General features: G+C 71.7%; 18 protein-coding genes. 10 read left to right on the forward strand and 8 right to left on the reverse strand.

Annotated features, from left to right (window positions below; all coding sequences use genetic code 11):
- Positions 1-300: 300 nt before the first annotated feature.
- Positions 301-2,052 (reverse strand): ATP-dependent helicase, encoded by a 1,752-nt coding sequence (locus AB6V29_RS03395; RefSeq protein WP_369357036.1) that lies wholly within the window; start codon positions 2,050-2,052, stop codon positions 301-303.
- Positions 2,049-2,960: an NAD(+) diphosphatase gene (nudC, locus tag AB6V29_RS03400; protein ID WP_267786940.1), complete on the reverse strand. Its 912-nt coding sequence runs from the start codon at positions 2,958-2,960 to the stop codon at positions 2,049-2,051. Before nudC ends, AB6V29_RS03395 begins: the two co-directional genes overlap by 4 nt.
- A 107-nt stretch (positions 2,961-3,067) precedes the next feature.
- Between nudC and AB6V29_RS03405 the strand changes: the two genes are divergently transcribed.
- Entirely contained in the window at positions 3,068-4,561 is a 1,494-nt protein-coding gene (locus tag AB6V29_RS03405) for a phosphotransferase (RefSeq protein WP_369357038.1), read from the forward strand.
- A gap of 233 nt (positions 4,562-4,794) precedes the next feature.
- Here AB6V29_RS03405 and AB6V29_RS03410 read toward each other — a convergent pair whose 3' ends face one another.
- Positions 4,795-8,082 (reverse strand): UvrD-helicase domain-containing protein, encoded by a 3,288-nt coding sequence (locus AB6V29_RS03410; protein ID WP_369357039.1) that lies wholly within the window; start codon positions 8,080-8,082, stop codon positions 4,795-4,797.
- Positions 8,079-11,225: an ATP-dependent helicase gene (locus AB6V29_RS03415; RefSeq protein WP_369357040.1), complete on the reverse strand. Its 3,147-nt coding sequence runs from the start codon at positions 11,223-11,225 to the stop codon at positions 8,079-8,081. The genes AB6V29_RS03410 and AB6V29_RS03415 overlap by 4 nt, the downstream gene beginning before the upstream one ends.
- Positions 11,226-11,411: 186 nt before the next feature.
- Here AB6V29_RS03415 and AB6V29_RS03420 point away from each other — a divergent pair, with 186 nt between their 5' ends.
- Complete coding sequence (locus tag AB6V29_RS03420; protein ID WP_144835131.1) at positions 11,412-11,636, forward strand: DUF3107 domain-containing protein; 225 nt, start codon at positions 11,412-11,414, stop codon at positions 11,634-11,636.
- Between the two features lie 10 nt (positions 11,637-11,646).
- Positions 11,647-11,934, forward strand: a complete 288-nt coding sequence (locus AB6V29_RS03425) for a hypothetical protein (protein WP_369357041.1) — start codon at positions 11,647-11,649, stop codon at positions 11,932-11,934.
- Positions 11,935-12,042: 108 nt separating this feature from the next.
- Here the strand turns inward: AB6V29_RS03425 and AB6V29_RS03430 are convergent, their stop codons facing one another.
- Positions 12,043-12,759, reverse strand: coding sequence for a ferritin-like fold-containing protein (locus tag AB6V29_RS03430; RefSeq protein ID WP_210074414.1), 717 nt, complete (start codon positions 12,757-12,759; stop codon positions 12,043-12,045).
- Between the two features lie 150 nt (positions 12,760-12,909).
- Here AB6V29_RS03430 and AB6V29_RS03435 point away from each other — a divergent pair, with 150 nt between their 5' ends.
- Complete coding sequence (locus AB6V29_RS03435) at positions 12,910-14,364, forward strand: DEAD/DEAH box helicase (RefSeq protein ID WP_267786933.1); 1,455 nt, start codon at positions 12,910-12,912, stop codon at positions 14,362-14,364.
- A gap of 566 nt (positions 14,365-14,930) precedes the next feature.
- On the opposite strand, the gene AB6V29_RS03440 is transcribed toward AB6V29_RS03435, so the two are convergent.
- Positions 14,931-15,791 carry a PHP domain-containing protein gene (locus tag AB6V29_RS03440; RefSeq protein ID WP_210074410.1) on the reverse strand — a complete coding sequence of 287 codons (861 nt, stop codon included), beginning with the start codon at positions 15,789-15,791 and terminating at the stop codon, positions 14,931-14,933.
- 87 nt (positions 15,792-15,878) lie between these two features.
- Here AB6V29_RS03440 and AB6V29_RS03445 point away from each other — a divergent pair, with 87 nt between their 5' ends.
- The 3 genes from AB6V29_RS03445 (at position 15,879) to AB6V29_RS03455 (ending at position 20,314) form a co-directional block, all read left to right on the forward strand.
- Positions 15,879-16,910: an endonuclease/exonuclease/phosphatase family protein gene (locus AB6V29_RS03445; RefSeq protein WP_369357042.1), complete on the forward strand. Its 1,032-nt coding sequence runs from the start codon at positions 15,879-15,881 to the stop codon at positions 16,908-16,910.
- A 168-nt stretch (positions 16,911-17,078) separates the two neighbouring features.
- Positions 17,079-18,542 (forward strand): aminopeptidase P family protein, encoded by a 1,464-nt coding sequence (locus tag AB6V29_RS03450; protein WP_369357044.1) that lies wholly within the window; start codon positions 17,079-17,081, stop codon positions 18,540-18,542.
- Positions 18,539-20,314, forward strand: a complete 1,776-nt coding sequence (locus tag AB6V29_RS03455) for a gamma-glutamyltransferase family protein (RefSeq protein ID WP_369357045.1) — start codon at positions 18,539-18,541, stop codon at positions 20,312-20,314. The genes AB6V29_RS03450 and AB6V29_RS03455 overlap by 4 nt, the downstream gene beginning before the upstream one ends.
- A gap of 5 nt (positions 20,315-20,319) precedes the next feature.
- On the opposite strand, the gene AB6V29_RS03460 is transcribed toward AB6V29_RS03455, so the two are convergent.
- Together AB6V29_RS03460 and AB6V29_RS03465 are read right to left on the reverse strand one after the other, a co-directional pair.
- Complete coding sequence (locus AB6V29_RS03460; protein WP_267786929.1) at positions 20,320-20,988, reverse strand: alpha/beta family hydrolase; 669 nt, start codon at positions 20,986-20,988, stop codon at positions 20,320-20,322.
- Entirely contained in the window at positions 20,985-21,734 is a 750-nt protein-coding gene (locus AB6V29_RS03465; protein ID WP_369357047.1) for a general stress protein, read from the reverse strand. Before AB6V29_RS03465 ends, AB6V29_RS03460 begins: the two co-directional genes overlap by 4 nt.
- A 71-nt stretch (positions 21,735-21,805) precedes the next feature.
- On the opposite strand from AB6V29_RS03465, the gene AB6V29_RS03470 reads away from it, so the two are divergent.
- Genes AB6V29_RS03470 through AB6V29_RS03480 form a run of 3 tightly spaced genes read left to right on the forward strand, consistent with a single transcriptional unit; the run spans position 21,806 to position 24,797 of the window.
- Positions 21,806-23,125 carry a CBS domain-containing protein gene (locus tag AB6V29_RS03470; RefSeq protein ID WP_369357048.1) on the forward strand — a complete coding sequence of 440 codons (1,320 nt, stop codon included), beginning with the start codon at positions 21,806-21,808 and terminating at the stop codon, positions 23,123-23,125.
- The gene (locus AB6V29_RS03475; RefSeq protein ID WP_210074399.1) at positions 23,125-23,652 is read left to right on the forward strand and encodes a DUF1003 domain-containing protein; all 528 of its coding nucleotides are present in this window, start codon (positions 23,125-23,127) and stop codon (positions 23,650-23,652) included. Before AB6V29_RS03470 ends, AB6V29_RS03475 begins: the two co-directional genes overlap by 1 nt.
- On the forward strand, positions 23,649-24,797 hold the full coding sequence (locus AB6V29_RS03480) for an Mrp/NBP35 family ATP-binding protein (protein WP_369357051.1): 1,149 nt from the start codon (positions 23,649-23,651) through the stop codon (positions 24,795-24,797). The genes AB6V29_RS03475 and AB6V29_RS03480 overlap by 4 nt, the downstream gene beginning before the upstream one ends.
- The last annotated feature ends 4 nt before the right edge of the window (positions 24,798-24,801 follow it).

Consider the following 24,801-nt stretch of genomic DNA (forward strand, 5'->3'; position numbering starts at 1 on the left):
AGAGCGTCGCTCCCGGAACACGGGTGGTGCTGCTGGCCGCACACCGGGTCGACCCCCGCAGAGCGGGGCCGCTCGTCCGCGACGACGTGACGCACCTGCCGCTCGTGCTCGACGGGTCGAGTGCCCGGATCGGGCCCGTCGTGGTGCCGGGACAGACGGCGTGCCTCGCGTGTCTCGACGCGGACCAGCGCCGCGACGACCCGGAGTGGGCGACCGTCGCCGCTCAGCTGGTGGGACGACCGCGGCCCGAGATCGACGTGGCGCTGGCGGCCGAGGCCGGACGGGCGGCGCGGTTCCTGCTCACCGCTCCGATCGGGCAGACGACGCGCTCGCTGCGCCTGCGCGCCGATTCGTTCCGGCGGGCCTGGGCGCTGCATCGGCCGAGCGCAGACTGCCACTGCCGATCTCTCGAAGAAAGCGCGACGGGGACCGTTCCATCCGCCCTCGACCCCGTGCCCAGCTCACGGACAGCGTTCGTGCGGCCCGCGTGACGCCCACGTACGCGAGGCGCCGCTCTTCGTCGACCGCTTCGAAGGTCTTGGCGTACGAGATCGGCAGCAGCCCTTCGCTGAATCCCACGAGGTACACGTGATCCCACTCCAGCCCCTTCGCCGCGTGCAGCGTCGCGAGCGTCACCGTCCGCGTCGTCGGCTCGTGCTGATCGCGCGCACGCGCCTGCAGATCGTCGGTGAACGCGCGCAGGTCGGTGCCGTGCGGCGCTTCCTCCGCCAGGCGCAGGATGGCGGCGCGCGCCTCCCACGCCTCGCGGAGCGCGCCGCCCGCCTCGGGCGGGTCGTCGGTGAGCCCGACGCTGCGGAGCACGTCGCGGACGGTCGGAAGGAACCCGGTCTCGAGCGGCGCCACGGACGCGGCGCGAAGCGCCATGAGAGCCTGCCGAACCTCGGGAAGGTCGAAGAACTTGCGGCCGCCCAGGACGGACGCCGCGACACCCACCTTCGCGAGGGCCGAGATCAACCCCGCGGACTGCGCGTGCGAGCGGTACAGAACCGCGATGTCGTGGGGATCGACGCCGCGCGCGAGCGAGTCGCGGATCGAGGCCGCGACCGCAGAGGCCTCGTCTTCATCGTCGTCGAAGGCGCGCACGGTCGGCGTGGGCGTGTCGTCTTCGCTGGCCGCGACGAGCTCGAGGGCGCCGGCGCGACCCCTCATGAGGTCGTTGGCGACGGCGAGCACCGAAGCCGTCGAGCGGTAGTTGCGCTCGAGACGCACGACACGCGCATCTTCATGCGTGCGCTCGAACTCGAGCAGGTACCGCGCGTCGGCGCCGGTGAACGAGTACACCGTCTGGCTCGCGTCACCGACGACGCACAGGTCGCGACGATCGCCCAGCCAGAGCTCGAGCAGGCGGTTCTGCAGCGGCGAGACGTCCTGGTACTCATCCACGGTGAAGTGCCGATACTGCTCGCGTACGGCCGCGGCGACCCGCGGTTCGGCCTCGATCATGCCGGCGCAGGTCAGCAGGACGTCTTCGAAGTCCATCTGGCGGCGCTCGTCCTTGAGCTTCTCGTACGCGCTCTGCAGGGCCACGACCTGGTCGACGCTGAGACGACCGACGCCGTCGGGGCGGTCCGCCGCGTACTGCTCGATGGAGCGCAGAGTCACCTTGCGCCACTCGATCGCCGACGCGACGTCGCGCAGAGTCGCGGTGTCGGGGGCCAGTCCCACGCCGTCGGCCGCGTGCGCGAGCATGCGCACCTTGTTGTCGATGATCGAAGGCGCCTGATCACCGGCGAGCGTCGGCCAGAAGAAATTGACCTGCGCGAGAGCGGCGGCGTGGAACGTGCGGGCCGAGACCCCCGCGACCCCGAGCGCACGCAGACGCCCGCGCATCTCCCCCGCGGCCTTGGCGGTGAACGTCACGGCCATCACGCGCTGCGGCGAGTAGGCGCCCGTGTCGACACCGTGAGCGATGCGGCGCGTGATCACGCGCGTCTTGCCGGTGCCCGCACCCGCGAGAACGCAGACCGGACCGCGAAGCGCACGCGCCGCCTCGAGCTGGTGCTCGTCGAGTCCCTCGAGCGGCGCGGTCATGCGACGCCCCGGTACCAGTCGTCGATCAAGCGACGAGCGATGGATGCCGGGCCCGGGAGCATCGCCGTGCCCTCGCCGCGAAGGGCGGCGCCGATCTCTTCGCGGTCGAACCAGCGGACCTCGACGATCTCCTCACCGTCGGCTTCCGCTTCAGCGTCGTCGACGACGACCGCTCGAAAGCCCAGCATGAGCGAACGGGGGTACGGCCAGGCCTGCGAACCGCGGTACGCGATGTCGCGGAGACGAACACCGGCTTCCTCGCCGACCTCGCGGGTGACCGCATCCTCGAGCGACTCCCCCGCCTCGGCGAACCCGGCGAAGCAGGAGTACCGGTCACCTCCCCAGGCGGCGTTCGCGCCGAGAAGGATCCGATCGTCACCGGTCGCCGAGGTCACCAGCACGATCACCGCCGGATCGGTGCGCGGGAAGTGCTCACGCCCGCAGACAGGACAGTGCCGCGACCAGCCGGCGTGGCGCAGCTCTGTCGCCGAGCCGCACGCCGGGCAGAACGCGGCATCGCGCAGCCACCCCGCCAGAGCGACGGCGGTGGTGAGCAGTTCGGCTTCACCGTCGGGCAGGTCGCCTCCGGCCGCGCGGAGGGGTGCCCACTCGGCATCCGGAACGAGGTCGTCGGGGGCGCCGGCGGTCAGGGCCGCGAGGACGACCGCGGTGTGATCGGGAGTGCGGCCGAGAAACGCCCACTCCTGGACGTGCTCTCTCCCGATCCGCGCCTGCGAGCCCAAGACCAAGTGTCCGTCGCGCAGCGGCGCCGCATCGCGACGGATGGCGAGGACCAGGGTGCTCGGTTCAGACAGGACGCGCTCGAGCAGGGTCTCGTCGTCGCGCTCACCGCCCGCGCGGTCGACGGTCAACGGGACCTCGGACGGCGAAGACGCGGGACGCGGCATCGAACACCTCTCTGACGGCGGGCACGGGTGGGCGGTCGCCAGACCGACCTGCTCGGTGAAGGGCGTGGCGCGGGCCGGTGAAGGAAGGCCCGACCTACCCTGGGGGCATGGCACGCTCGCCCCTCATTTTAGCCGCGTCGGCGACGACGGCCCTGCCCGGCGCAGCCTTCTCGAACGTCAGCGCTCTGACCGAGAACGCCGCCGGCCGTTTCGATGCCGCGCTGGCCCGCACCGCCGACGGGCGCGAGGTCGTCATCCGCATGCCCGCCGGCGAAGAAGGCGCTCCCGACCTCGCCGCGGAGTCACGAGCGCTGCACGCTCTGACGGCGGGCGTTCGCGCCCTCCTCCCCTTCGCCGTGCCCGAGGTGATCGGCGAGAGCGGTTCCGGAACGCAGCGTGTCCTCATCGTCGATCGCATCGACGGCTACCGCATCGATCCGGCGCACCTCCCCAAGGGCCCCGGGTACGCGCCGGCGATCGGCGGGGCGCTGGCCGCAGTCCACGCGCTCCCCGTGTCGATCGTCCGCACCGACGGGTTGCCCGTGCGCTCTCCCGAGCAGGTGCGGGACGACGTCAAACGACTCCTCGACCGCGCTGACGCCACCGGTCGCGTCAGCGACGACCTCATGCTGCGGTGGCGCCGCGCCCTCGACGTCGACGAGCTGTGGCGCTTCGAGTCGGCGGTCGTCCTGGGCGGCGCGACGAGCTCATCCATCCTCCTCGCCGACGATGAGGACGAGATCCCCCACGTGGTCGGCATCCTGGACTGGGCCGGCCTCAGCGTCGGCGATCCGGCCGTCGACCTGCGCTGGTTGGCATCCGCTCCCCTCGCCGCCGACGACGTCCATGCCGGATACGCCGCGGCCGGCGATCGCTCCCCCGACCCCCTGCTGCGCGAACGCGCGCGGTTCTACGCGGAGCTCGAATTCGCGCGCTGGCTCGTGCACGGACACGACGCCGGCGAGACCGACGTCGTCGCCGACGCCGTCGCGTTGCTCGATGCCCTGGCCGACGGCGTGCGCGGCGACCACATCGTGCCCGACTCGCGAAGCGACATCGACGACGCGATGGCCCTCGTCGAGAGCGTTCCCCCGGTCTCTGCCCCGGCCGCCGTCGACACCTCGATGCAGACCGACGCCTACGACCCCGAAGCGTTGTCGCTGTACCTGTCGGCGGAGCGCGACCGCGCCACCGCCGCCGAAGCGCTCGCCGAAGCCCTCGCGAACGCGAAAGAGTCGGATGCCGACAGCGGCGCGATCCACGTCGACCGGCTGCCCGTCCCCGACAGCGTCGAGCCCGGCGAGACCGAGCCCCTCGACCTCGACGGGTGGGAGGACAAGACGCCCGAGACCCGAAACGACCGTGGCCAGGCTCCCGCGCTGAGCGGCGACACCGACGCGACCTCGCTGTGGTCACGCTCTGCCGTGTCGACAGACCCCGCCGAGCCCGCCGTCCGCGAAGAGGGCGCACCGGGTACGGACGCAACCGCGTCCGACGCCTCGCGCGATTTCGGCGCCGCGCACACCGACGACGAAGAAGACGCCGCTCGCGCGAGCCGCGCCGCGCTGCGCCGCTGGGGCGTCTCCGGCGACGGGGCCTGACGGGCGCCGTCGCTCTGCTGCGGCCGCTCATCGCCGTCGACCTAGTTCGCGACGGTGGCCGGGGGCGGCTCTTTCTCGCGCCTCAACCGGCACATCCTGCCTCGAGCCGCGCGGGGTGCGACCGGGTCACGTGACCGGGCTGTGACCGAGTCGGCAGATCCGAGCAGCGCTTTTGCGCGTCGCTGCCCGAAACCTCTCACGCGTACGTTTCCCGGTCTGGACGGCCCGCGCCCTCACCCCCGCAGCACCAGCTCATCGCCGACGTAGAAGAGGGCGACGTCGATCAGGTCGAGGTCGATACCGTGCTTGGCGTGATAGGCCTCGCGATAGAGCTCGAGCTGCAGCATGCGCGAACGACGCTCGGACTCGCTGGCGGGTGGGCGCCCCGTCTTCCAGTCGACGATCTCGTACCGCTCGCCGCGGCGGTACACGGCATCCAGCTTGCAGATGACGACGTGCTCGCGCCCGTCGAGGCGCGTCGTGACGAAGTCGATCTCGGTCTCGACCTCGAGAGGCCGCAGTGCGGCCCACTCCGAGCGTTCGAAGCATTCCCGCAACCGCTGCAGTTCGACGGCATCAGCTGCGGACGCTCCCGCTTCGTCATCGCCCCACAGACCGTCGTCGTCGAGCCCGACACCCGCTCCGACCAGCCCGGAGCGCTGCTCGACCCAGGCGTGGAAGAGCGTTCCGAGGCGCGTCTGCCGATAGGGGCGCTCCGGCATGGGCCGGCGAAGATCCTCGACCGCGCGTCCGTAGTCGTCGACGAAATCCTTGAAACGAGAGGCTGGGATACGCGTCGGAGCCGGCGTATGCACGGGCCGGAGCCGCTCGGCACGCTCCGCGAGCAGCAGCTCGAGGTCGTCATCGGCGTCGACCGGCGTCGCCGCGCGCGCAGCGGTGACGGCCCCGACCGCGGCCGAGATCGCCGTGCGTCGGGCCCCGAGCGGGTCGAGCGGCCAGTGCAGCAGGCGTCGCTCACCGTCGTAGGGGTCGTCTCCCGCCTCGTCGATGAACAGCTCCGCCCCGAGCGCCTCAGCGGCCTCGTCGAGGAAGACGCTGGGCCGGCGAGGGCGCTTCGTGCCCGACCAACTCGAGCCCGAGAGCATGAGGTGGTCGCGGGCTCGGGTGAACGCCACGTAGGCGAGGCGTCGGTCCTCTTCGAGCTGGCGGGCTCGGTTGTCGGCGACGAACGCGTCGATCGCCGCCTTCAGCTCTTGCTGCGTCTGGGCCCCGCGCCATCCGAACACCGGAAGCCACGCAGAATCGCCTCGGAACTGCGAGGGGAGGATGCCAAAACCCAGCCACCCCTTCGTGTCACGCGGAAGCGAGGGCAATTCGTCGGTCACGAGGCGCACGACGGCCACGGCATCCCACTCCAGGCCCTTCGAACCGTGGATCGTGAGGAGCTGGACGACGTCGTCCTCGGGCGGCTCGGTACGCGGCGCGAACTCGTCGGCCTGCTCGGCGTGATCGAGCCACGCCAACAGGCTCGAGACGGAGCCGGACTCGTCCGCCGCCAGGAACCCGCGGATCTCGTCGACGAAAGCGCGCAGTTGCGCCGAGGCGATACGAGCGGGGCCGCGTGCCTCGTTCGCGGCGAGTTCGATGTCGAGACGCAGCTCCGCCTCGATGAGGCGGATGAGCTCGGGGATCGGGGCACCGACGCTCCTGCGGAGGGCTGCGAACACCGCACCGGCTTCCCGGAGGCGCGCACGGCCTTCGGGAGTGATGTCGGTCAGCCACCCGTGGCCGTCGGTCTGGCGGGTGACGAAATCGAGAGCGTCGACCAGCGACGCGCGATCGGCCCCCGGCGTCGAGCGCAGGCGGTCCACGACCTCGGGGGCGAGCGGTTGCAGGGCGACGTCGTGTGTCGCTAGCCGCCTCGCGACTTGAGCGAGGGCGCGCAGATCGGCCAACCCCACCGCCCACCGCGGTCCGGAGAGCAGACGGATCAGAGCCGACCCCGCCTCGGGGTCGCTGATGACCCGCAGCACCGACACCACGTCGACGACCTCCGGGGTCGTCAGCAGGCCGCCGAGCCCGAGGATGCGGTGAGGGATGCCACGCCGCCCGAGCGCATCACCGAAGCGCACCATGTGCTTCTTGCTGCGGAAGAGCACGGCGCCGGTCGTCCCGCGCCCCTCGGCGGCGCGCGCCGCACGGACGCCGACGAACCACGACGCGACGCGGTCGGCCTCGGCGTCGAGATCGTTCTCGAAGGCGACCTCGACCACACCCTCGGGCGCGCCGGGACGTGACCGCAGCTCTTCTACGGCCACGGCCGCCCGGTGGGCGAGGGGCGCGAGCACGGCATTGGCGGCGTCGAGCACACGGGCACTGTTGCGCCAACTGGTGAGCAGCGCGAAGCGCTGGCATCCGCCCTCCGGAGCGAAGGCATCGGGGAAGCCACCGAGGTTTCCCGCGCTCGCACCCCGCCACGCGTAGATCGCCTGGTGCGGGTCGCCGACCGCCATGACACCGGTACCCCCGAAGAGGGTGGCCAACAGGTCGGTCTGGACGACCGACGTGTCCTGGTACTCATCGAGCAGGACCACACGGTAGCGCGCTCTCAGCTCCTCGACGACCGCGGGATGCTCCTGCGCGATGCGCAGGGCCCCCGCCACCTGGTCGGCGAAGTCCATGACGCCCAGGCGCGCCTTCTCGCGGTCGTAGTCGGCGGCGAGGCGCGCGAGCAACGACAGAGCCGACACACGCGACGCGGCGTCGGCCACCTCTTTGTAGACGGTGACGCGTGCCGAGGTCGACGGACGCTCGACGATACGAGCGAACTCGTCGGGGAACGCGGCGAGCTCGTCGAGGTCGACGAGATTGTCGACGCCGTCGCGAGCAATGCGCAGAGCCGCGTCGATGAGTGTGCGAGGCGACTCCTGCCGTTCCTCCAGGCCTGGGTCATCGGAGGTGAACACGACCCGGCGCATGAGCAGCCAGGCCGCGGACTCCGAGAGCACGGCAGCCTCGGAGTCGCGGCCGATGCGCAGGCCGTGCTCACGCACGATCGAGTCGGCGAAGCTGTTGTAGGTCGACACGGTGGGCCGGTGCAACAGCTGGTCGCCGTCGTCGAGGCCGGGGTCGTCCGCGCCGACCTCGGCGGCGAGGGTGTCGAGAACCTCGAGACGGGCGGCATCTGCGCGCGCCCCTTCGACCCGTGCGAGTTCGGCGAACACCGACAGGCGACCCGCCTCGTGCAGCGCCGGAAGAGCACCCAGCAGTCCGCGCGTCTCGAACTCCGACAGACGCTGCAACCGCCGCTGGATGCGCTCGGCGAGCTCGCCCGCGGCCTTTCGGGTGAAGGTCAGCCCGAGTACCTCGTCGCGACGGACCAGTCCGTTCGCGACGAGCCAGACCACGCGACCGGCCATGGTCTCGGTCTTGCCGCTACCCGCACCGGCGACGACGAGGGCGGGCGCGAGAGGCGCTTCGATCACCGCGGTCTGCTCGATCGTGGGCGGGAACTGTCCGAGGGCGGCGGCGATGGTCGCCGCGGAAAGCACGACGGTCACGATGCGCTCACCGCCGACACCGTGTGGATGCGGCACAACCCGTAAGAGAACTCGTCCCGGCAGTGCACCTCGTACGGCGCGGCGAAACTGGTGCCGCGCATCACCTCGACCGCCCGCTGCACGCGTTCGACGAACTGGCCGCGCTGTTCGTCGTCGAACGGCTTCTGCGTCGGCTCCGCGTAGTCCTTCTTCGCCGCGGTGGGGCGAAGGACGAGCAGTTTCGCACCGCCCGACGGCAACCCGGCAACCTGCTCGATCGCCCCGGACGAGAACGCCAACTGGTACGCGGCGAGCTGCGGGTTGTCGGCGACCTTGGCATCCGTCTGGGGTTCGCTCTTACCCGTCTTGAGGTCGACGATCACGACCTCCCCCGAGGGCGTCACCTCGACGCGGTCGATGTCGCCGCTCAGCACGGCGCCGTGTTCGCCGGCATCGGGAATGGGGATCGGCACCTCGAAGTGCCGCTCGGCTCCGATCAGGCGTCCGCCCGCATCATCGAACCGGCGCAGATAGGCGGCCAGACGCCGCACGAGCTCGCGCGCTCGCGTTCGTTCGGCGCGCTCGCGCCAGACCGCGTCGAACGCCAACTCGCCCCAGCGCTCGTCGACCACCGCCCAGAGGTCGTCTTCGGACGACGATGCAGCCGTCTCGAGCGCCGCATGGATGATGGTGCCGATGCCCGCCGTCGTCCCGCCCCGGTCGCCGCCGAGGTCGGCGATGACCCAGTCCAGCTCGCACTCCTCGAGGGCGTGCAGGCGCGACGGCGAGACGCGGACGTCTTCGCGCGTCAGATCGCGCAACGGCGCCGACGACGTGGGAGCAGCCACGCCGTACCACTCCTCGGGCGCGGCGCCGGCGACACCCGCTGCGGCGAGCAGCGCCAACTGTCCGGCCGCGTGGGTGCGATCGGCAACGGCGACGCGCGGCGCGGTGAGCGAGCGGCGATGCCGCGCCACGAGACCGCGGAGCGACAGGGGATGCTCGGGAATGGATGCCGCCGGCTCAGGCGTCGGGAGCATCTCGAACAGCACGCTGGGACCGGTGTCGTCGTCGTCGACCGCGGTGACCACCAGTAGTGACCCCGCCCTGCTGAGGGCGCGGACGAAGAGGCGTAGCTCATCGTGCATCGCCGCACGGCGGCGATCGAGCGTGCCCGCGGCGGGGAGGTCGGGGTTCTGCACCGCGTCGACGAGTCGCCACGTTTCAAGCAGGCCGCCGCGCAGACGGGTGTTGGGCCAAACGCCGTCCTGCACCCCGGCGACGATGACGGTGTCGAACCCCGTACCGGCGGCGGCCGCGGGGGTCAGCACGCGGACCGTGTCGACCACGGCGGGCAGTTCGATGCGGTCTTCGGCGACGTCGCTGTCGAGCACCGCGCGCAGGAAGACAGAGGCCTCCCCGTCGGGCTCACGCTCGGTGAACCGCTTCGCGGCCTGGAACAGCGCGACGATCGCGTCGAGGTCGCGCTCCGCCTGCTCGGCGATCGGCCCGTGCCCGCGCACCGCCTCGCGCCAGGTCCGCGACAGGCCGCTGCGCTCCCACGCGGTCCACAGCAGTTCGTGCGGGGTCGCGTGCGACAGCGCCTGCGCGCGGAGTGCGGCGAGGGTCTCGCCCAGCCGTGCGGCGCGGCGTGCTTCGCGCGTGTCGACGGCCTCGAGCTCGAGTGGGAAACGCACGCCGGAGACGAGCAGCTCGGTCGCGGTGCGCGCGCCCCCGGCACCGACCTCGTCGTGGCGGAGCGCCGTGCGCAGGCGCCGCAGCTCGATCGGATCGAGGCCGCCGAAGGTGCCGATCAGCGCGTCGACCACCTCGTCGGCGACCCATTCGTCGGGATCTTTCATGCCGAGCTCGACCAGTCCGACGAGATCGCGGACCGGCCGCTGCACGCCCAGGGCCAGCCCGGGACCGCTCGCGCGCGCGGGCACCTCTCGTGCGGCGAGCTCGGCTTCGAGGGTCGCGACCTGCCGCGAGTCATGCGCGATCACGGCGCACGAGCCCCACGGGACGCCCTCGAGAACGTGCCGTTCGCGCAGCAGGCGGGCGATGGCGTCGGCTTCCTCCGCCGGCGACCGCAGCAGGTAGGTGCGGACCGAGCCCTGCGGCGCGGCGCCCGAGGGAGCACGTCGGTGCGCGACGATCCCGGCCGCACCGATGCGCGTCACCACGCGACGGACGAGGTCGATCTGCTCCGGTGTCCCGCGGTGGGGCTCTCCGAGAGCGGCGACGGTACCGAGCTCACGGGCGAGGCGAGCGAAGTTCTCGGGCGTCGCTCCGCGGAAGGCTCCCGACCCGACGTCGGGGTCGCCGAACGCGACCACCCCGATGCCGAGGGCTCGACACGCGCGCAGCAGATCGATACCGCCGGCGGTGAGCTCTTGCGCGTCGTCGACGAGGATGCAGCGCAACGTGGCGAACCGCCCCAGAAGCGCGCGATCCGCGCGGGCCTCGTCGAGCACGGCGACGGCCTCGCGAGCGAGGTCGGCCGCGTCGCGGTGCGTGCCGCGCATCGCCGAGCGCACGGCCCGGTACTCGTCGGCGAACGACGCGAGAGAGGCCCAGACCGGCAGCTCCCACCGCTGCGCCAGCTGGATCAGGTCGTCGGAGCCGATGCCCAGGTCGGTGCACTCCGCGAGGAACGCCCGGAGGTCGCCCCGGAAACCGCGGGTCGCTCGAATGACGGGCCCGAGCCACGCGGGCCAACGCGACGCGCCCTCGAGCTCGTCGAGGGCATCGCCCTCGAGCAGATCGCGGATGATCTGGTCTTCGTCTCCGCCGGTGAGAAGCTGCGGGGGTTCGACCCCCCGCCGGACTTCGGCGCCGCGGACGAGCTGGAACGCGAACGACGCCACCGACCGGGCGAGAGCGCCCGAGGTCGCCCGCGCGACGGCGAGGGCGAGGGGATCGCGCAAGGCCGTCGCCGCGGGTCGCGTGGGCGTGAGCACCAACACCTCGTCGGGGTCGACTCCGGATGCCACGAGCTCACGCACACGAGCGAGCAGCGTGGTCGTCTTGCCCGAGCCGGGAGCCCCGACGACCACACCGCTCGCGGTCGCGGGCCAGTCGACGACGACGCGCTGCTCGGCGTCGAGCGCACCTCCCCGAGCGGGAGATGCGTCGAGGGCGACGGCATCCGGGATATGCATGTCTCCACGCTAATCGCGACCTCCGACATCGCCGGGTTCGACGCCGCGTCCGCTCCGGTCGCCGTCGGCGCGAGGCGCGTTCGCCGTCCGCGAAGCGGGCCCTCCCGCGAGCTCGGGTGTCGGATGCCTGCCCTAGAGTCGAATCACGCGCCGGGCCGACCGCGGCCCGCGGGGAAAGGACGCATCGTGGAGATCCGCATCGGAATCACCAACACCGGCCGCGAGCTGAACTTCGAGACGAACGAGAGCTCGGACGCCGTGAAGTCGGCCGTCGCCGCCGCCCTCGACAACTCCGCCAGCCACGTGTCCTTCACCGATGTGAAGGGCAACTCCTACCTCGTTCCGACCGCCAACCTCGCGTTCGTCGAACTCGGCACCGAAGAGTCGCGCCGCGTCGGCTTCGTCGCCTGACACTCGAACCGTGCAGATCCTGCTCGGTCTGATCATCGGCGCGGTCATCGGCCTCGCCGTGCACTTCGCGCTGCCGCACCGCCACCTCCGCGGCGTCGTTCTCGCCCCTCTGGCGGGCGCGGCCGCGGCGGCGGTCGTGTGGACCGCCTTGACGTGGATGGGTCTCGGGGTCGACTCGCCGATCCTGTGGATCGTCGCCGTCCTGGCGCCGGCCGCCACGACTCTCGCGCTCGTGCCGTTGATCACTCGTTCGCGCCTCGCCCGCGACGAGGCCGATCGCGTGCGCCTGGGCGTCTGAGTCTCTCGAGAGGCCGGCGGATGCCGGCACCCGGCGTCGTCCAGACACTGTGCGGTGCATTGACAGGCGTGGTGCCTCACCCCGTCGCGCAGACCGTGGTGACGCTCGTTACGCGGCGAGCCCCATGGCATCCATCCGCCTCGCGTGAGCACCCATCAGCTCGCTGAACACGGGCTCGACCTTGGCCTCCTCGGCGCGGTCGAGGTGTCCGTGGCGGAGGGCCGTGCGGGCGACGAGCAGGGTGTCGCCGACGAGACGACGCCCCCAGAGCGCCAGTAGCCAGCGCCACTCCTCGTCGCTCTCGATCGTCGCTCCGAGGATGTCGACGATCGCCTGACGGTCGTCATCGGCCTGCAGGATGCGCGCGACCCGGCGACCGGTGTCGCCGTAGCTCGACGACAGCGCGAGATAGAAGTCGTCGAGGAGTCCCGCCGTGATGTGCACCGTGAGCATGGTCTCTTGGGGGCGAACGCCGTGCGTGTTGCGGCGGAAGGCGTCGAGCGACTCGCGGAACGGCAGCATGAGCTGCGTCGGATCGGCCCCGCGTTCGCGGATCAGCGCGACGAGCTCCTGGTGCTTGATGAGCGCCGCTCCCGCCGCGCGGGAGAGCGACTCCTTCTCGGCGAGTTCGGGGGTCAGGGCGATCAGCTCGCTGAGCGTCTCGAAGAACCCGAGCTGCAGATAGGCGGCTTGACCGAGAAACGTCTCGATCTCGGGGGCGAGCTCGGCGAAGTCGACGCGCATGGCCTCGCCCAGGTCTCCGCGCGAGCGCAGCTGGAGCGTACGGCCCACCGGGCGCTGGCGACGACGGAACCACTCGAACACGTACGACAGCCTAGGCGTCGGGGGCTGCCGAGACACGCCGGGTAGAGTGGAGAAGCCCCGGCGTCGGATCGGGGCCCCGCGCCTGTGGACGAGTGAGGCGTGGATACGACTCCCCCAGGCGGTCTCTCGCCGCCGGAACAGGCACGCACTATGACGACTTTCGCCGATCTCGGCATCGACCAGGACATCGTCGATGCCCTGGCCTCCAAGGGCATCGTCGATGCCTTCCCCATCCAGGAGCAGACGATTCCCCTCGGCCTCCCCGGCCAGGACATCATCGGTCAGGCCAAGACCGGCACCGGGAAGACCTTCGGCTTCGGCATCCCCGTGGTCCAGCGCCTGGGGCTCAACCCCGAGCCCGGCGTCAAGGCACTCATCGTCGTCCCCACGCGCGAGCTCGCCGTCCAGGTCTACGAAGACATGGACATGCTCACCAGCAACCGCTCGACCAGCGTCGTCGCCATCTACGGCGGCAAGGCGTACGAGGGGCAGATCGACCAGCTCAAGGCCGGCGCGCAGATCGTCGTCGGAACGCCCGGTCGCCTCATCGACCTCGCGAACCAGCGCCTGCTCGACCTGTCGAACGCGACCGAGGTCGTGCTCGACGAGGCCGACAAGATGCTCGACCTGGGCTTCCTCGCCGACATCGAGAAGATCTTCTCGAAGGTCCCGCCCGTGCGTCACACGCAGCTGTTCTCGGCGACCATGCCCGGCCCCATCGTCGCCCTCGCGCGTCGCTTCATGTCGAACCCCATCCACATGCGCGCCAACGACCCCGACGAGGGCCTGACGCAGGCGAACATCAAGCACCTGGTCTACCGCGCGCACTCGCTCGACAAGGACGAGGTCATCGCCCGCATCCTGCAGTCGGAGGGTCGCGAGAAGGCGGTCATCTTCACGCGCACGAAGCGCGCTGCGCAGAAGCTCGTCGACGAGCTCGGCGACCGCGGCTTCAACGCCGCCGCCGTCCACGGTGACATGAGCCAGGAGGCCCGCGAGCGCTCGATGGCCGCGTTCAAGGCCGGGAAGAAGGACGTCCTGATCGCCACCGACGTCGCCGCCCGCGGTATCGACGTCAACGACGTCACCCACGTGATCAACCACACGATCCCCGACGACGAGAAGACCTACCTGCACCGCGCCGGTCGTACCGGTCGCGCCGGCAACACCGGTATCGCCGTGACCTTCGTCGACTGGGACGACCTGCACAAGTGGGCGCTCATCAACCGCGCTTTGGAGTTCGGCCAGCCCGAGCCCACCGAGACCTACTCGTCGAGCCCGCACCTCTACACCGACCTCAACATCCCCGAGGGCACCAAGGGCCGCCTCGTGACGGCGCCGAAGGCCGTCGCGCCCAAGCAGGTCGAGAAGAAGAACGAGAGCCCGGATGCCGAGGGCACCCGCGCCCCGCGCCGTCGCCGACGCGGTGGTTCGTCGTCCGAGAGCACCGCCCCCGCCGGCGACAGCGCCTCGCGCGAAGAGGGTGGCGCCGGCACGCACGACGGTGCCGGCAAGGAGCACCACGACGGCAACGCAGCCCCGCGCCGTCGCCGCCGTCGCCGCGGAGGCGGCAGCTCGGGAACGCCGACGGCCCCCGTCGCCTGACGCGTCTTACACGGAACGGCGCCGACCCCCACCGCGGGGTCGGCGCCGTTCGCGTATGAACCGGCATCCGGAATCGTCGACCTCGGGCGTCGGTTGCTCGGCGCGGACCGACGCGACCAGGCGCGCGGCGCCGCCACGCGGTCACCGACCCACGCATAAACGCCCTCCGCACGCAAAAACACGCGCTCCCCGCGTTTCCTGGCGCAGACAGTGTTTATGCGTGACGCACCGCCAGCGCTGCACACCGCCCCCGCCCGCCCCCGCCCGACCACCCCGGCCCGCTCCCACCGCGGCCGCTCCTGCACCGGCCGCAACTCACACCGAACGCTCCGGCACGCCTTCTCCCCGCGCCCGACACGCATAAACGCCCTCCGCACGCAGAAACGCGCGCTCCCCGCGTTTCCGCGCGCTGACAGCGTTTATGCGTGACCTACCGCCACCGCTGCACATCACGACGCGCGCCGAATGGCAGACACCCACGCCGAGCGACAGACGCCCGCACCGCCCCCGCCGCCCGCCCATCCGCACGCGACGCCCGGAAACTCAGCCACTCAGCGGGGCAGCCCCTACGGGAAGACCGGCGCCGTCCCGCGGCCCAGGGCGAAGATCCGCGCGACCATGTCGTCAGCCGTCGTGTTCTCGCCCGGGACGTTGGGCTTGCCGAGCCCGTGGTAGTCGCTCGAGCCGGTGACGATGAGGTCGCGCTCGGCGGCGAGATCGGCGAGCAGGGCCGTGGGCTCGGGCAGGTTCTCGCGGTGCGCGAGCTCGAAGCCCGCCAGGCCCGCGTCGAGCATCGCGTGCAGCACGCTGTCGGGCAGCAGCGACCGCCCCGCCGGGTGAGCGATGATCGGCACGCCGCCCGCGCCGACGACGAGCTCGACCGCGGTCACCGGGTCGGGGGCGTACAGCGCGACGTAGTAGTCGCCGGAGGGATGCAGGATGCCGGCGAACGCCTCGGTCCGGTCGGCGACGATGCCGCGGGCGACGAGAGCGTCGGCGATGTGCGGACGCCCGACGGTCGCGCCGTCGGTGGTCTGGGCGAGGATGTCGTCCCACGCGATGTCGTAATCGTGGGAGATGCGCTCGGCCATGATCTGCGCCCGATCCAGCCGCGAGGAGCGGATGCGGTCGGTCATGGCGCGAAGCGCCGTGTCGTCGGGGTCGACGAGGTAGGCCAGCAGATGGACGCTGCGCCACCGATGCCGGGCCGACAGCTCCATGCCGGGCACGAACGTCATCCCGAGCGAGGTCGCCGCCTCAGCGGCCTCTGCCCACCCCGACGTCGTGTCGTGGTCGGTGAGGGCGGCGGTGTGCAGGCCGTGACGGTGGGCGGCGGCCATGACCTGCGCGGGCGGCTCGGTTCCGTCGGAGTGCGAGGAATGCAGGTGCAGGTCGCTCGGACCCTCGAATCGCCGTTCACGCTGCACCCGTCGAGCGTAGCGCCCCGTATTCGCGGAGGTCGCGCTCAACCGGCATCCGTGGATCTCTCAGACGGCTCCCCTATGGTCGGGTGCGTGCGTCGTCTGGTCGGTCTCCTGGTCGCGCTCGCTTTCGCGGCGGGTGCCGCGGTGCTCACGTGGCCCTCGGCGTTCGGGGCCGAGCGCACCTTCCCCCTGGCGCAGGTCATCTCGTTCCGTGCGCCGCTGGCGGCCGCCTTCATCGCCGCGACGCTGCTTATGCTGCTGTTCGCGCTGATGCGCCCGATCCGGGCCCTCGCCTTCGTCCTCGCGCTCGTCTTCGCTCTCGCGGGCGGTGTCAACGTCTCGCTCCTCTCGCAGCGCGGCCTGGGCTCGGAGGAGATGCCGGCCAAGACGGCGTCGAGCCTGCGCATCATGACGTGGAACACCGCCGGTTCGGCCACCTCGGCCGAGTCGATCGCGCAGTTCGCGGTGGGTATGCAGGCCGACGTCGTGACCCTCCCCGAGACCACGATCGAGACGGGGGCCGAGGTCGCCGAGCTCATGCGCGACATGGGTCAGCCGATGTGGGCGCATCACGCCGAGTACGGCGAGTACGGCATCACCGGATGGGATGCCACCTCCACCACCGTCCTCATCAAGCCCGAGCTGGGCGAGTACTCCGTCATCCAGTCCTCGCTCGACGGATCGAGCAACACCTCGACTGTCCCGAGCGCCGTGGCCATGCCCGTCTCGGGAGATGGCCCGATCATCGTGGCCGCCCACGCCGTCGCGCCGCGACAGGAGTACATGACGCAGTGGCGCAGCGACCTGCAGTGGCTAGCCGACCAGTGCGCGACCGACAACGTGATCCTCGCGGGCGACTTCAACGCGACCCTCGATCACATGACCGGGATGGGCGTCGACGGTGGCACCCTGGGCCGCTGCCACGACGCCGCGTCCGAGAGCGGCAACGGCGGTGTGGGCACCTGGCCGACGAGCGCTCCCGCCCTGCTGGGCGCGCCAATCGATCACGTCATGGCCACACCCGACTGGACGGTCTCGGCGTCGGTCGTCATGCGCACGCTCGACGGCTCGGGCAGCGACCACCGCCCGATCGTCGTGCAGCTCGAGCGCACGGGCGGCTGACCGCGCCCGCGAAGCACGTCCCCTCCTCGACCGGATGCCGACTCCACGGCATCGGCGCGGGCGGGACGCCCCGGTTCGGCGCAGGACGAAACCCCCGCCACGGCGCACCCGGCCGCGCGCGCCGATCGGCGTCGTGCACGCGACGCCCGACGGTGCGAGACTGGAACGATGGACGCCCCCTCCACCAGCGACACGACCGCGACGACCGCCGAGCCTCAGATCCCCGAATCGCAGACTGCCGAACCGCAGTCCGCGGACGTCGAGCTCGACGCCCCCAGCAACCGCAAGGCCCCGTTCCCGCGCGGATTCCTCGACACGATCTCGACCGGGTGGGCCGAGCACCCCGCCGCGCTCCCCGAGCCGCGCGAGCAGGCCGCCTGGGCCGCACGTCGCCGTGCCCGCGTGTCGGAGGCCTTCCCCGGCCAGCGCGTCGTCATACCCGCCGGTGGGCTGAAGCAACGCAGCAACGACACCGACTACCCCTTCCGCGCGCACTCCGCCTTCGCGCACCTCACCGGCTGGGGCAGCGACGCCGAGCCCGACGCCGTCCTCGTCTTCGAACCGCGTGACGACGGTCACGAGGCCGTGCTGTACTTCCGCGAGCGTGCCGACCGCACCACGGCGGAGTTCTACTCGGATGCCACGGTCGGCGAATTCTGGATCGGCCCCCGCCCCGCCCTCGACGGCGTCGCCGCCGATCTGGACCTGGCCACCGCGCACCTCGAGGACTTCCAGGTCGGCGAGAACGACCGTACGGTCGGCGACGACGACGAGGTCACCCGGTTCGTCTCGGAGCTGCGCCTGGTGAAGGACGAGTACGAGCTCGCCGAGCTGGCCCTGGCCGTCGAGGTCACCGGCCGCGGGTTCGACGACATCGTCGCCGAGCTCCCCCGCATCATTGCGCACCCGCGCGGCGAGCGTCTGGTCGAGGGCGTGTTCCACCAGCGCGCCCGCTCCGACGGCAACAGCGTCGGCTACGACACCATCGCCGCCTCGGGCCCGCACGCCTGCTACCTGCACTGGACGCGCAACGACGGCGCGGTCAAGCCCGGAGATCTGATCCTCGTCGACGCCGGCGTCGAGGTCGACAGCCTCTACACCGCCGACATCACCCGCACGCTGCCGGTCTCGGGCACCTTCACGGACATCCAGCGCCGCATCTACGAGACGGTCCGCGAGGCCGCAGACGCCTCCTTCGCCGCCGCGAAGATCGGCGTACCGTTCCGGCGCCTGCACGAGGCCGCGATGGAGGTCATCGCTGCGCGCGTCGCCGAGTGGGGCCTGCTCCCCGTCACGGCCGAGGAGGCCCTCGACGCCGACAAGGGCGGCCAGCACCGTCGCTACATGGTGCACGGCACGAGCCACCACCTCGGAATCGACGTCCACGACTGCGCCCAGGCCCGTCGCGACATGTACTACGACGGTCTGCTCGAGCCCGGCATGGCGTTCACGATCGAGCCCGGTCTGTACTTCCAGATCGACGACCTCACCGTCCCCGAGGAGTACCGCGGCATCGGCGCGCGCATCGAGGACGACATCGTCATGACGGCAGACGGTCCGGTGAACCTGTCGGCGGGCATTCCCCGCACGGCCGACGAGGTCGAGGAGTGGATCGCCCGGCTGTCGCGATGACGTTCACGCCGCCGGCATCGTTCACCACCCGGCCGACGCTGCGAGGCACCTTCGGGATGTCGGCGTCGACGCATTGGACGGCGACGGCCACCGCGCAGGCGGTGCTCGAGCGCGGAGGAAACGCGTTCGACGCCGCCGTCGCGGCCGGCTTCGTGCTGCACGTCGTCGAGCCGCACCTGAACGGCCCCGGGGGTGACCTGGTCGCCCTCGTGCGACCGGCCGGAGCGGCTGCGCCCGTCGTTCTCATGGGTCAGGGCCCGGCACCGGCCGCCGCCACCATCGAGCACTTCCTCGGACGCGGGCTCGACCTGGTCCCGGGCTCGGGCGGCCTCGCGGCGACGGTGCCCGGCGGCGTCGACGCGTGGTTGCTGCTGCTGCGCGATCACGGCACGTGGGAGCTCGCCGACGTCCTCTCCTTCGCCACGGGCTACGCGCGCGACGGACACCCGCTAGTCGCGGGAGCCGCCGCCACGATCGGCCGCGTCGCCGACCTGTTCCGCGACCATTGGTCTTCGTCGAAAGACCAGTGGATGCCGACCGGCGAGCCGCCCGCACCCGACACGCTGGTCCGCAATACGGCGTGGGCCGATGTGCTCGACTCGCTCGTGGCCGCGGGCCACGACGCCGCCGACCGGGAGTCGCGTATCGACGCCGCGCGCGAGCGCTGGATGAGCGAGGTGCTCCCCCGGACGGCGACGTTCCTGCACGAGCCGCACCGGCACGCCGATGGCGGCGATCATCCCGGCATCCTGACGACCGCAGACCTCGCGTCGTGGCGCGCGTCGTTCGAAACCGCCGTGTCGGTGTCGTTCCGCGGATGGGACGTGTTCAAGGCGGGCGCCTGGTCGCAGGGACCGGCTCTGCTCCACACGCTCCGTCTGATCGAGGACGCGGACGACGTGGATCCCGGCTCGGTGGAGGGGGCGCACCTGCTGCTCGAGGCGCAGAAGCTCGCCTATGCCGATCGCGATGCGTGGTTCGGCGACACCGACGAAGCCGCAGAGGCCGCCGCCCTGCTGAGCGACGAGTACGTCGCGACACGGCGCGCCCTCCTCGGGCCGGATGCCTCCGCCGAACTTCGCCCCGGCTCCCCCGATGGTCGCGAGCCGGTCCTGCCTCCGCTGCGCACGACGCAGCGGGTCGCGTCCGGGTCCACGGGGGAACCGACGGTCGATCGCTCGGGCCAGACCCGAGGGGACACCTGCCACCTCGACGTGATCGATCGCTGGGGCAACGCGATCTCGGCCACCCCGTCCGGCGGCTGGCTGCAGTCCTCCCCCACCGTCCCCGAACTCGGGTTCTGCCTGGGCACGCGACTGCAGATGGTGGTGCTGGAGCCCGGGCACCCGGCATCCCTCGTTCCCGGTCGCCGCCCGCGGACCACCCTCACCCCGACGTTGCTGACGCGCGGCGACGAGGTCGTCGCGCTCGGCTCCCCCGGCGGCGACCAGCAAGACCAGTGGCAGCTCCCCGTGCTGCTGCGCCTGCTCGTCGGCGGCTACTCCCCGCAACAGGCGATCGATGCCCCGACCCTGCACACCACGGCGCTCGTCGACTCGTTCTGGCCGCGCACGTGGTCGCCGGCGGGAGCGGTGGTAGAAGATCGCCTGGGCGAAGACCTGATCGCCGGCCTCGAGCGGCGCGGACACCGCGTGCGCCGGGCCGGGGACTGGGCTCTCGGGCGCGTCAGCGCGGTCGGTCGCGACACCGACGGACTGCTGTGGGCAGCCGCGAACCCGCGCGGTGCGCAGGGGTACGCCGCCGGTCGCTGACGCGGCTAAACCCCCCGCGCGAACCCGGCGACGACGCTCGCCAGCCCGGCGCCGATCTCGTCGGCCGGGCGGCGCGCGCCTTTGACTTCGAAGGAGTGATTGCCGCCGGCGACCCAGTGCACGCGGGCGTCCTGGCACGACGCGACCACCTCTTCGAACTGCTCCCGCGGATCGATGAACGGGTCGTTCTCGCCCTCGACGAAGAGCTGGGGCACCGTGATGCGCGGGAGGTGCTCGCGGCGCGGCTTCTCGGGTCGCCCCGGCGGATGCAGCGGATAGCCCAGGTACGCCAGGCCCGCGGGAGAGATCACACCCTCGGCGGCGGCGACGGATGCCATGCGCCCGCCGTACGACTTACCCGCGGCGGTGAAGGGTCCGGGCTCGGCCGAAGCGAGCCAGGCCTGCACGCCGACCCAGGTGGCGAGGGCGTGCGCGGCGGGTCCGGGCATACGCCGGCCCGCCTCGACGTAGGGGAACACGAATCGCAGGACCGAGACCCCCTCGGTCACCAGCGCATCGGAGAGACCCGTCAAGAACGGGTGTTCCATGCCGGCGCCCGCCCCGTGCGCCAAAGCGACGGTCGCCGAGGAGTCGGGGGCAGCGGACCACAGCCCCGACACCTCGGTGTCGCCCGTCGGCAGCGCGACGGCGATGCGGACGGGCTCGGCGCTCACCGCTCGGTGGGGGCGGGGTGCTCGTCGGAGCCGTCGCGAGCGTCGGCGGGACGCTCGGCGTCTCGCTGGTCGTCCGCGGGGCGCTCAGCCGGCGGCGCGATCCGCTCGCCGTACCGCGGCGGCTCGTCGTCGCGCGGGGCGGGGGCCTGAGTCGGCGCGGGCGGACGCGGAGGGGCGACCGGCGCGGCCGTGCCCGGGGCGACGCGCTCGCCGTACTGCGGCGGGGAGGTGTCGGGCGCCGCCGGGCGCGAGGCACCGCTGCGACCGGTGCCGGCACCCGAGGGGCCGACGATCCCGCGGGCCTTGTGGACGCTCGGGGCCGCGACGCACACGTCGTAGTGGTCGGCGGTGACCTGCATGACCGAGGCGAAGTCCCGACGTCGGCGCACGATCGAATACGTGCCGATGCTGAGGATCATGCCGAGCGCCATACCGACCAGCAGAACGCCGACGAAGGCGGAGATCTGCACGGTCGGCATCCCGAGCACAAAGATGAAAGCGAACAGCAGGCCGAGCATGAGGCCGTTCAGCGCTCCCGAGCGGGCCGCCGTGGCGTAGCCGAGCTTGCCGGTGATGCGCTCGATGGAACGCAGACCCGAGCCGACGATCGCGATGTCGCGAGCGGGTACTTCTCCGGCGATGAGAGAGGACACGGCCTTCTGCGCCTGCTCGTAGGTCGGGAACGAGGCGATCTTCTCGCCGACCTCGTCGCGGCCGGCACCCGGACGCTGCGCGAACATACTCATTTCACCATCCTGTCACGCGCGCCTGACCGTTCCACCGGTGTTGCATAGGAGGTGCGGACTACGCTGGTCCAGTGAGCACGCAAAGGGTATTCGTCGCCCGCTTGGCGGGCTGCACGGTGTTCGACCCGGCGGGAGACCGTCTGGGTAAGGTGCGCGACGTCGTGGTGATCTACCGCGCGTCCGCCGCGCCGCGCGTCGTGGGGCTCGTCGTCGAGATTCCCGGACGACGACATGTGTTCGTGTCCATCGGGCGCGTCACCTCCATACAGGCCGGTCAGGTCATCACGACCGGCCTGATCAACGTGCGCCGCTTCCAACAGCGCGGGGGCGAGGTGCGTGTCATGGCGGAGATGCTCGGCCGTCGCGTGCGCCTCGTCGACGGTTCCGGCACCGCCGTGATCGAGGACGTCGCGATCGAGCGCAACCGCCTGGGCGAGTGGGACGTGGGGCAGCTGTTCCTCCGCCGCCCGCGCACGAGCGCGTCGCCCTTCGCCAAGGGCGCGACGACCTTCGCCGCGTGGGGCGAGGTGCGCGAGAACCAGACGCCCGGCGAGGCGCAGTCCGCCGAGCAGCTGGTTGCGACCTACTCCGAGCTCAAGCCGGCCGACCTCGCCAACACGCTGCTCGATCTTCCCGAGGAGCGCCTCATCGAGGTCGCCGAAGAGCTGAGCGACGACCGCCTGGCCGACGCCCTCGAGGAGATGCCCGAGGACGAGCAGGTGCACATCCTCGAGCAGCTCGGGGACGAACGCGCCGCCGACATCCTCGATGCCATGGAGCCCGACGACGCGGCCGACCTTCTCGGTCAGCTCCCCGAGTCGCGCTCCGAGCAGCTGCTCGACCTCATGGAGCCGGAAGAGGCCGACGACGTCCGCGCCCTCCTGCAGTACGGCCCCGACACCGCCGGTGGTCTCATGACGCCGGAGCCGATCGTGCTCTCGGCCGACGCGACGGTCGCCGAGGCCCTGGCTCTCATCCGGCGGCACGAACTGCACCCCGCCCTCGCGGCATCCGTCTTCATCACCCTGCCTCCGTACGAGACGCCCACCGGGCGCCTGCTCGGCACGGTCCACTTCCAGCGCATGCTGCGGTACCCGCCGCACGAGCGCCTGGGCGCGATCATCGACGACACGCTCGAGCCGGTCACCGCAGACGCCACCGCGGCCGAGGTCGCCCGTCTGCTCGCGAGCTACAACCTCGTGTCGCTGCCCGTGGTCGATCAGGCGCACCGGCTCGTCGGCTGCGTGAGCGTCGACGACGTGCTCGACTACCTGCTGCCCGACGACTGGCGCACGCACGACAGCGACGATCCGAGACCCCGGACGACCACGAGGTCCATCGCGACCGCGAGCATCCCCCAGATCACCCCGCAGACCCAGAGGAGGCGCTGATGGCACGCAACAACCGCAAGCCCGCTCTCGACGCCCCGCGCGGCCGCACCGGCGTCCTGGCCCCGCGCGCGCCGCAGCCCTCGCGCGACCGCTTCGGACGGTTCACCGAGTGGGTCGCCCGCGCGATGGGGACGCCCACCTTCCTGCTGTCGCTGACGCTGTTCTGCGTGGTGTGGATGGGCTGGAACTCGATCGCGCCCGACGAGTTGCGTTTCGACTCCGCAGCGATCGGCTTCACCGCGCTGACGCTCGTGCTCTCGCTCCAGGCCTCGTACGCCGCTCCCCTGATCCTGCTCGCGCAGAACCGACAGGACGACCGCGACCGCGTGCAGATCGAGCAGGACCGTCAGCGTGCCGAGCGAAACCTCGCCGACACCGAGTACCTCGCCCGCGAGATCGTGGCGCTGCGCATGGCCGTGCGCGACCTGACCGACGAGGTCATCACGAAGGACACGCTGCGCGCCGAACTGAAAGCGGCGCTCGAGCGCCTCGACGACCACGACGACGCTCCTCGGCCCGCCTCGTGACCGACGCCCTCGCCGAGAGCGTTCGCCGAGCGGTCGCCGCCGTCACCGATCCGGAACTGCGACGGCCGCTCGGCGAGCTCGACATGGTTCGCGAGATCACGGTCTCGGGTGCGTCCGCCGAGGTGGGCATCGCCCTGACGATCGTCGGCTGCCCCGCCGCGGATCGCATCGAGAAAGACGTCCGGGATGCCGCGGCCTCGGTCGCCGGCATCGACGCGGTCGACGTGCGGGTCGGGGTGATGTCGCCCGACGAGCGCAAGGCCCTCACCGAGAAGCTGCGCGGTGGGCGCGCGAAGCGCGAGATGCCTTTCGGCCCGGACTCGCTCACGCGCGTGATCGCCGTCACGAGCGGTAAGGGCGGAGTGGGCAAGTCGACCATCACCGCGAACCTCGCCGTGGCGCTCGCGGCGAAGGGGCTTCGCGTCGGGCTGATCGACGCGGACGTGCACGGATTCTCGATCCCGGGCCTTCTCGGCCTCGTCGACGACGACGGCCTGCCGCCGGCCCCCACCAAGCTCGACGACCTGATCCTGCCACCCGTGGCGTACGGGGTGAAGGTCATCTCGATCGGCATGTTCCTGCGGCGACCCGGAGAGGACGCCGCGGGAGCCGTCGCCTGGCGCGGACCGATGCTGCACCGCACCGTTCAGCAGTTCCTCACCGACGTGTTCTTCGGCGACCTCGACGTGCTGCTGCTCGACATGCCTCCGGGCACGGGCGACGTCGCGATCTCGGTGGGGCAGCTGCTCCCCCATGCCGATGTGCTGGTCGTCACGACCCCGCAGGCGGCGGCCGCCGAGGTGGCCGTCCGCTCGGGGCTCGTCGCGCGTCAGACCGGCCAGCATCCGATCGGGGTGATCGAGAACATGGCGGCCATGACCCTCCCCGACGGCACCGTGCTTGACCTGTTCGGCGCGGGCGGCGGCGAGGAGGTGGCCCGCGCCCTGTCGAGCGACGACGTGCGCGTGCCGCTGCTGGCATCCGTGCCGCTCAGCCCCGCGCTCCGCGCCGGCGGTGACGACGGACGACCCGTGGTCCTGTCGCAGCCCGACGACCCGGCCGCTCGCGCGATCGACGCCGCCGCCTCGGCATTGGCCGTGCGACCGCGGGGTCTCGCGGGCAAGGTGCTCCGCCTGAACGTCTGACCCT

It is taken from the genome of Microbacterium sp. 20-116, assembly GCF_041079415.1.
GTDB lineage: Bacteria > Actinomycetota > Actinomycetes > Actinomycetales > Microbacteriaceae > Microbacterium.

Excerpts from the sequence above, each read along its gene's own strand:
- AB6V29_RS03455 (WP_369357045.1), top strand. The coding sequence starts at position 18,539 with ATGACGTTCACGCCGCCGGCATCGTTCACCACCCGGCCGACGCTGCGA.
- nudC (WP_267786940.1), bottom strand. The coding sequence starts at position 2,960 with ATGCCGCGTCCCGCGTCTTCGCCGTCCGAGGTCCCGTTGACCGTCGAC.
- AB6V29_RS03415 (WP_369357040.1), bottom strand. The coding sequence starts at position 11,225 with ATGCATATCCCGGATGCCGTCGCCCTCGACGCATCTCCCGCTCGGGGA.
- AB6V29_RS03395 (WP_369357036.1), bottom strand. The coding sequence starts at position 2,052 with ATGACCGCGCCGCTCGAGGGACTCGACGAGCACCAGCTCGAGGCGGCG.
- AB6V29_RS03465 (WP_369357047.1), bottom strand. The coding sequence starts at position 21,734 with ATGAGTATGTTCGCGCAGCGTCCGGGTGCCGGCCGCGACGAGGTCGGC.
- AB6V29_RS03450 (WP_369357044.1), top strand. The coding sequence starts at position 17,079 with ATGGACGCCCCCTCCACCAGCGACACGACCGCGACGACCGCCGAGCCT.
- AB6V29_RS03475 (WP_210074399.1), top strand. The coding sequence starts at position 23,125 with ATGGCACGCAACAACCGCAAGCCCGCTCTCGACGCCCCGCGCGGCCGC.
- AB6V29_RS03435 (WP_267786933.1), top strand. The coding sequence starts at position 12,910 with ATGACGACTTTCGCCGATCTCGGCATCGACCAGGACATCGTCGATGCC.
- AB6V29_RS03405 (WP_369357038.1), top strand. The coding sequence starts at position 3,068 with ATGGCACGCTCGCCCCTCATTTTAGCCGCGTCGGCGACGACGGCCCTG.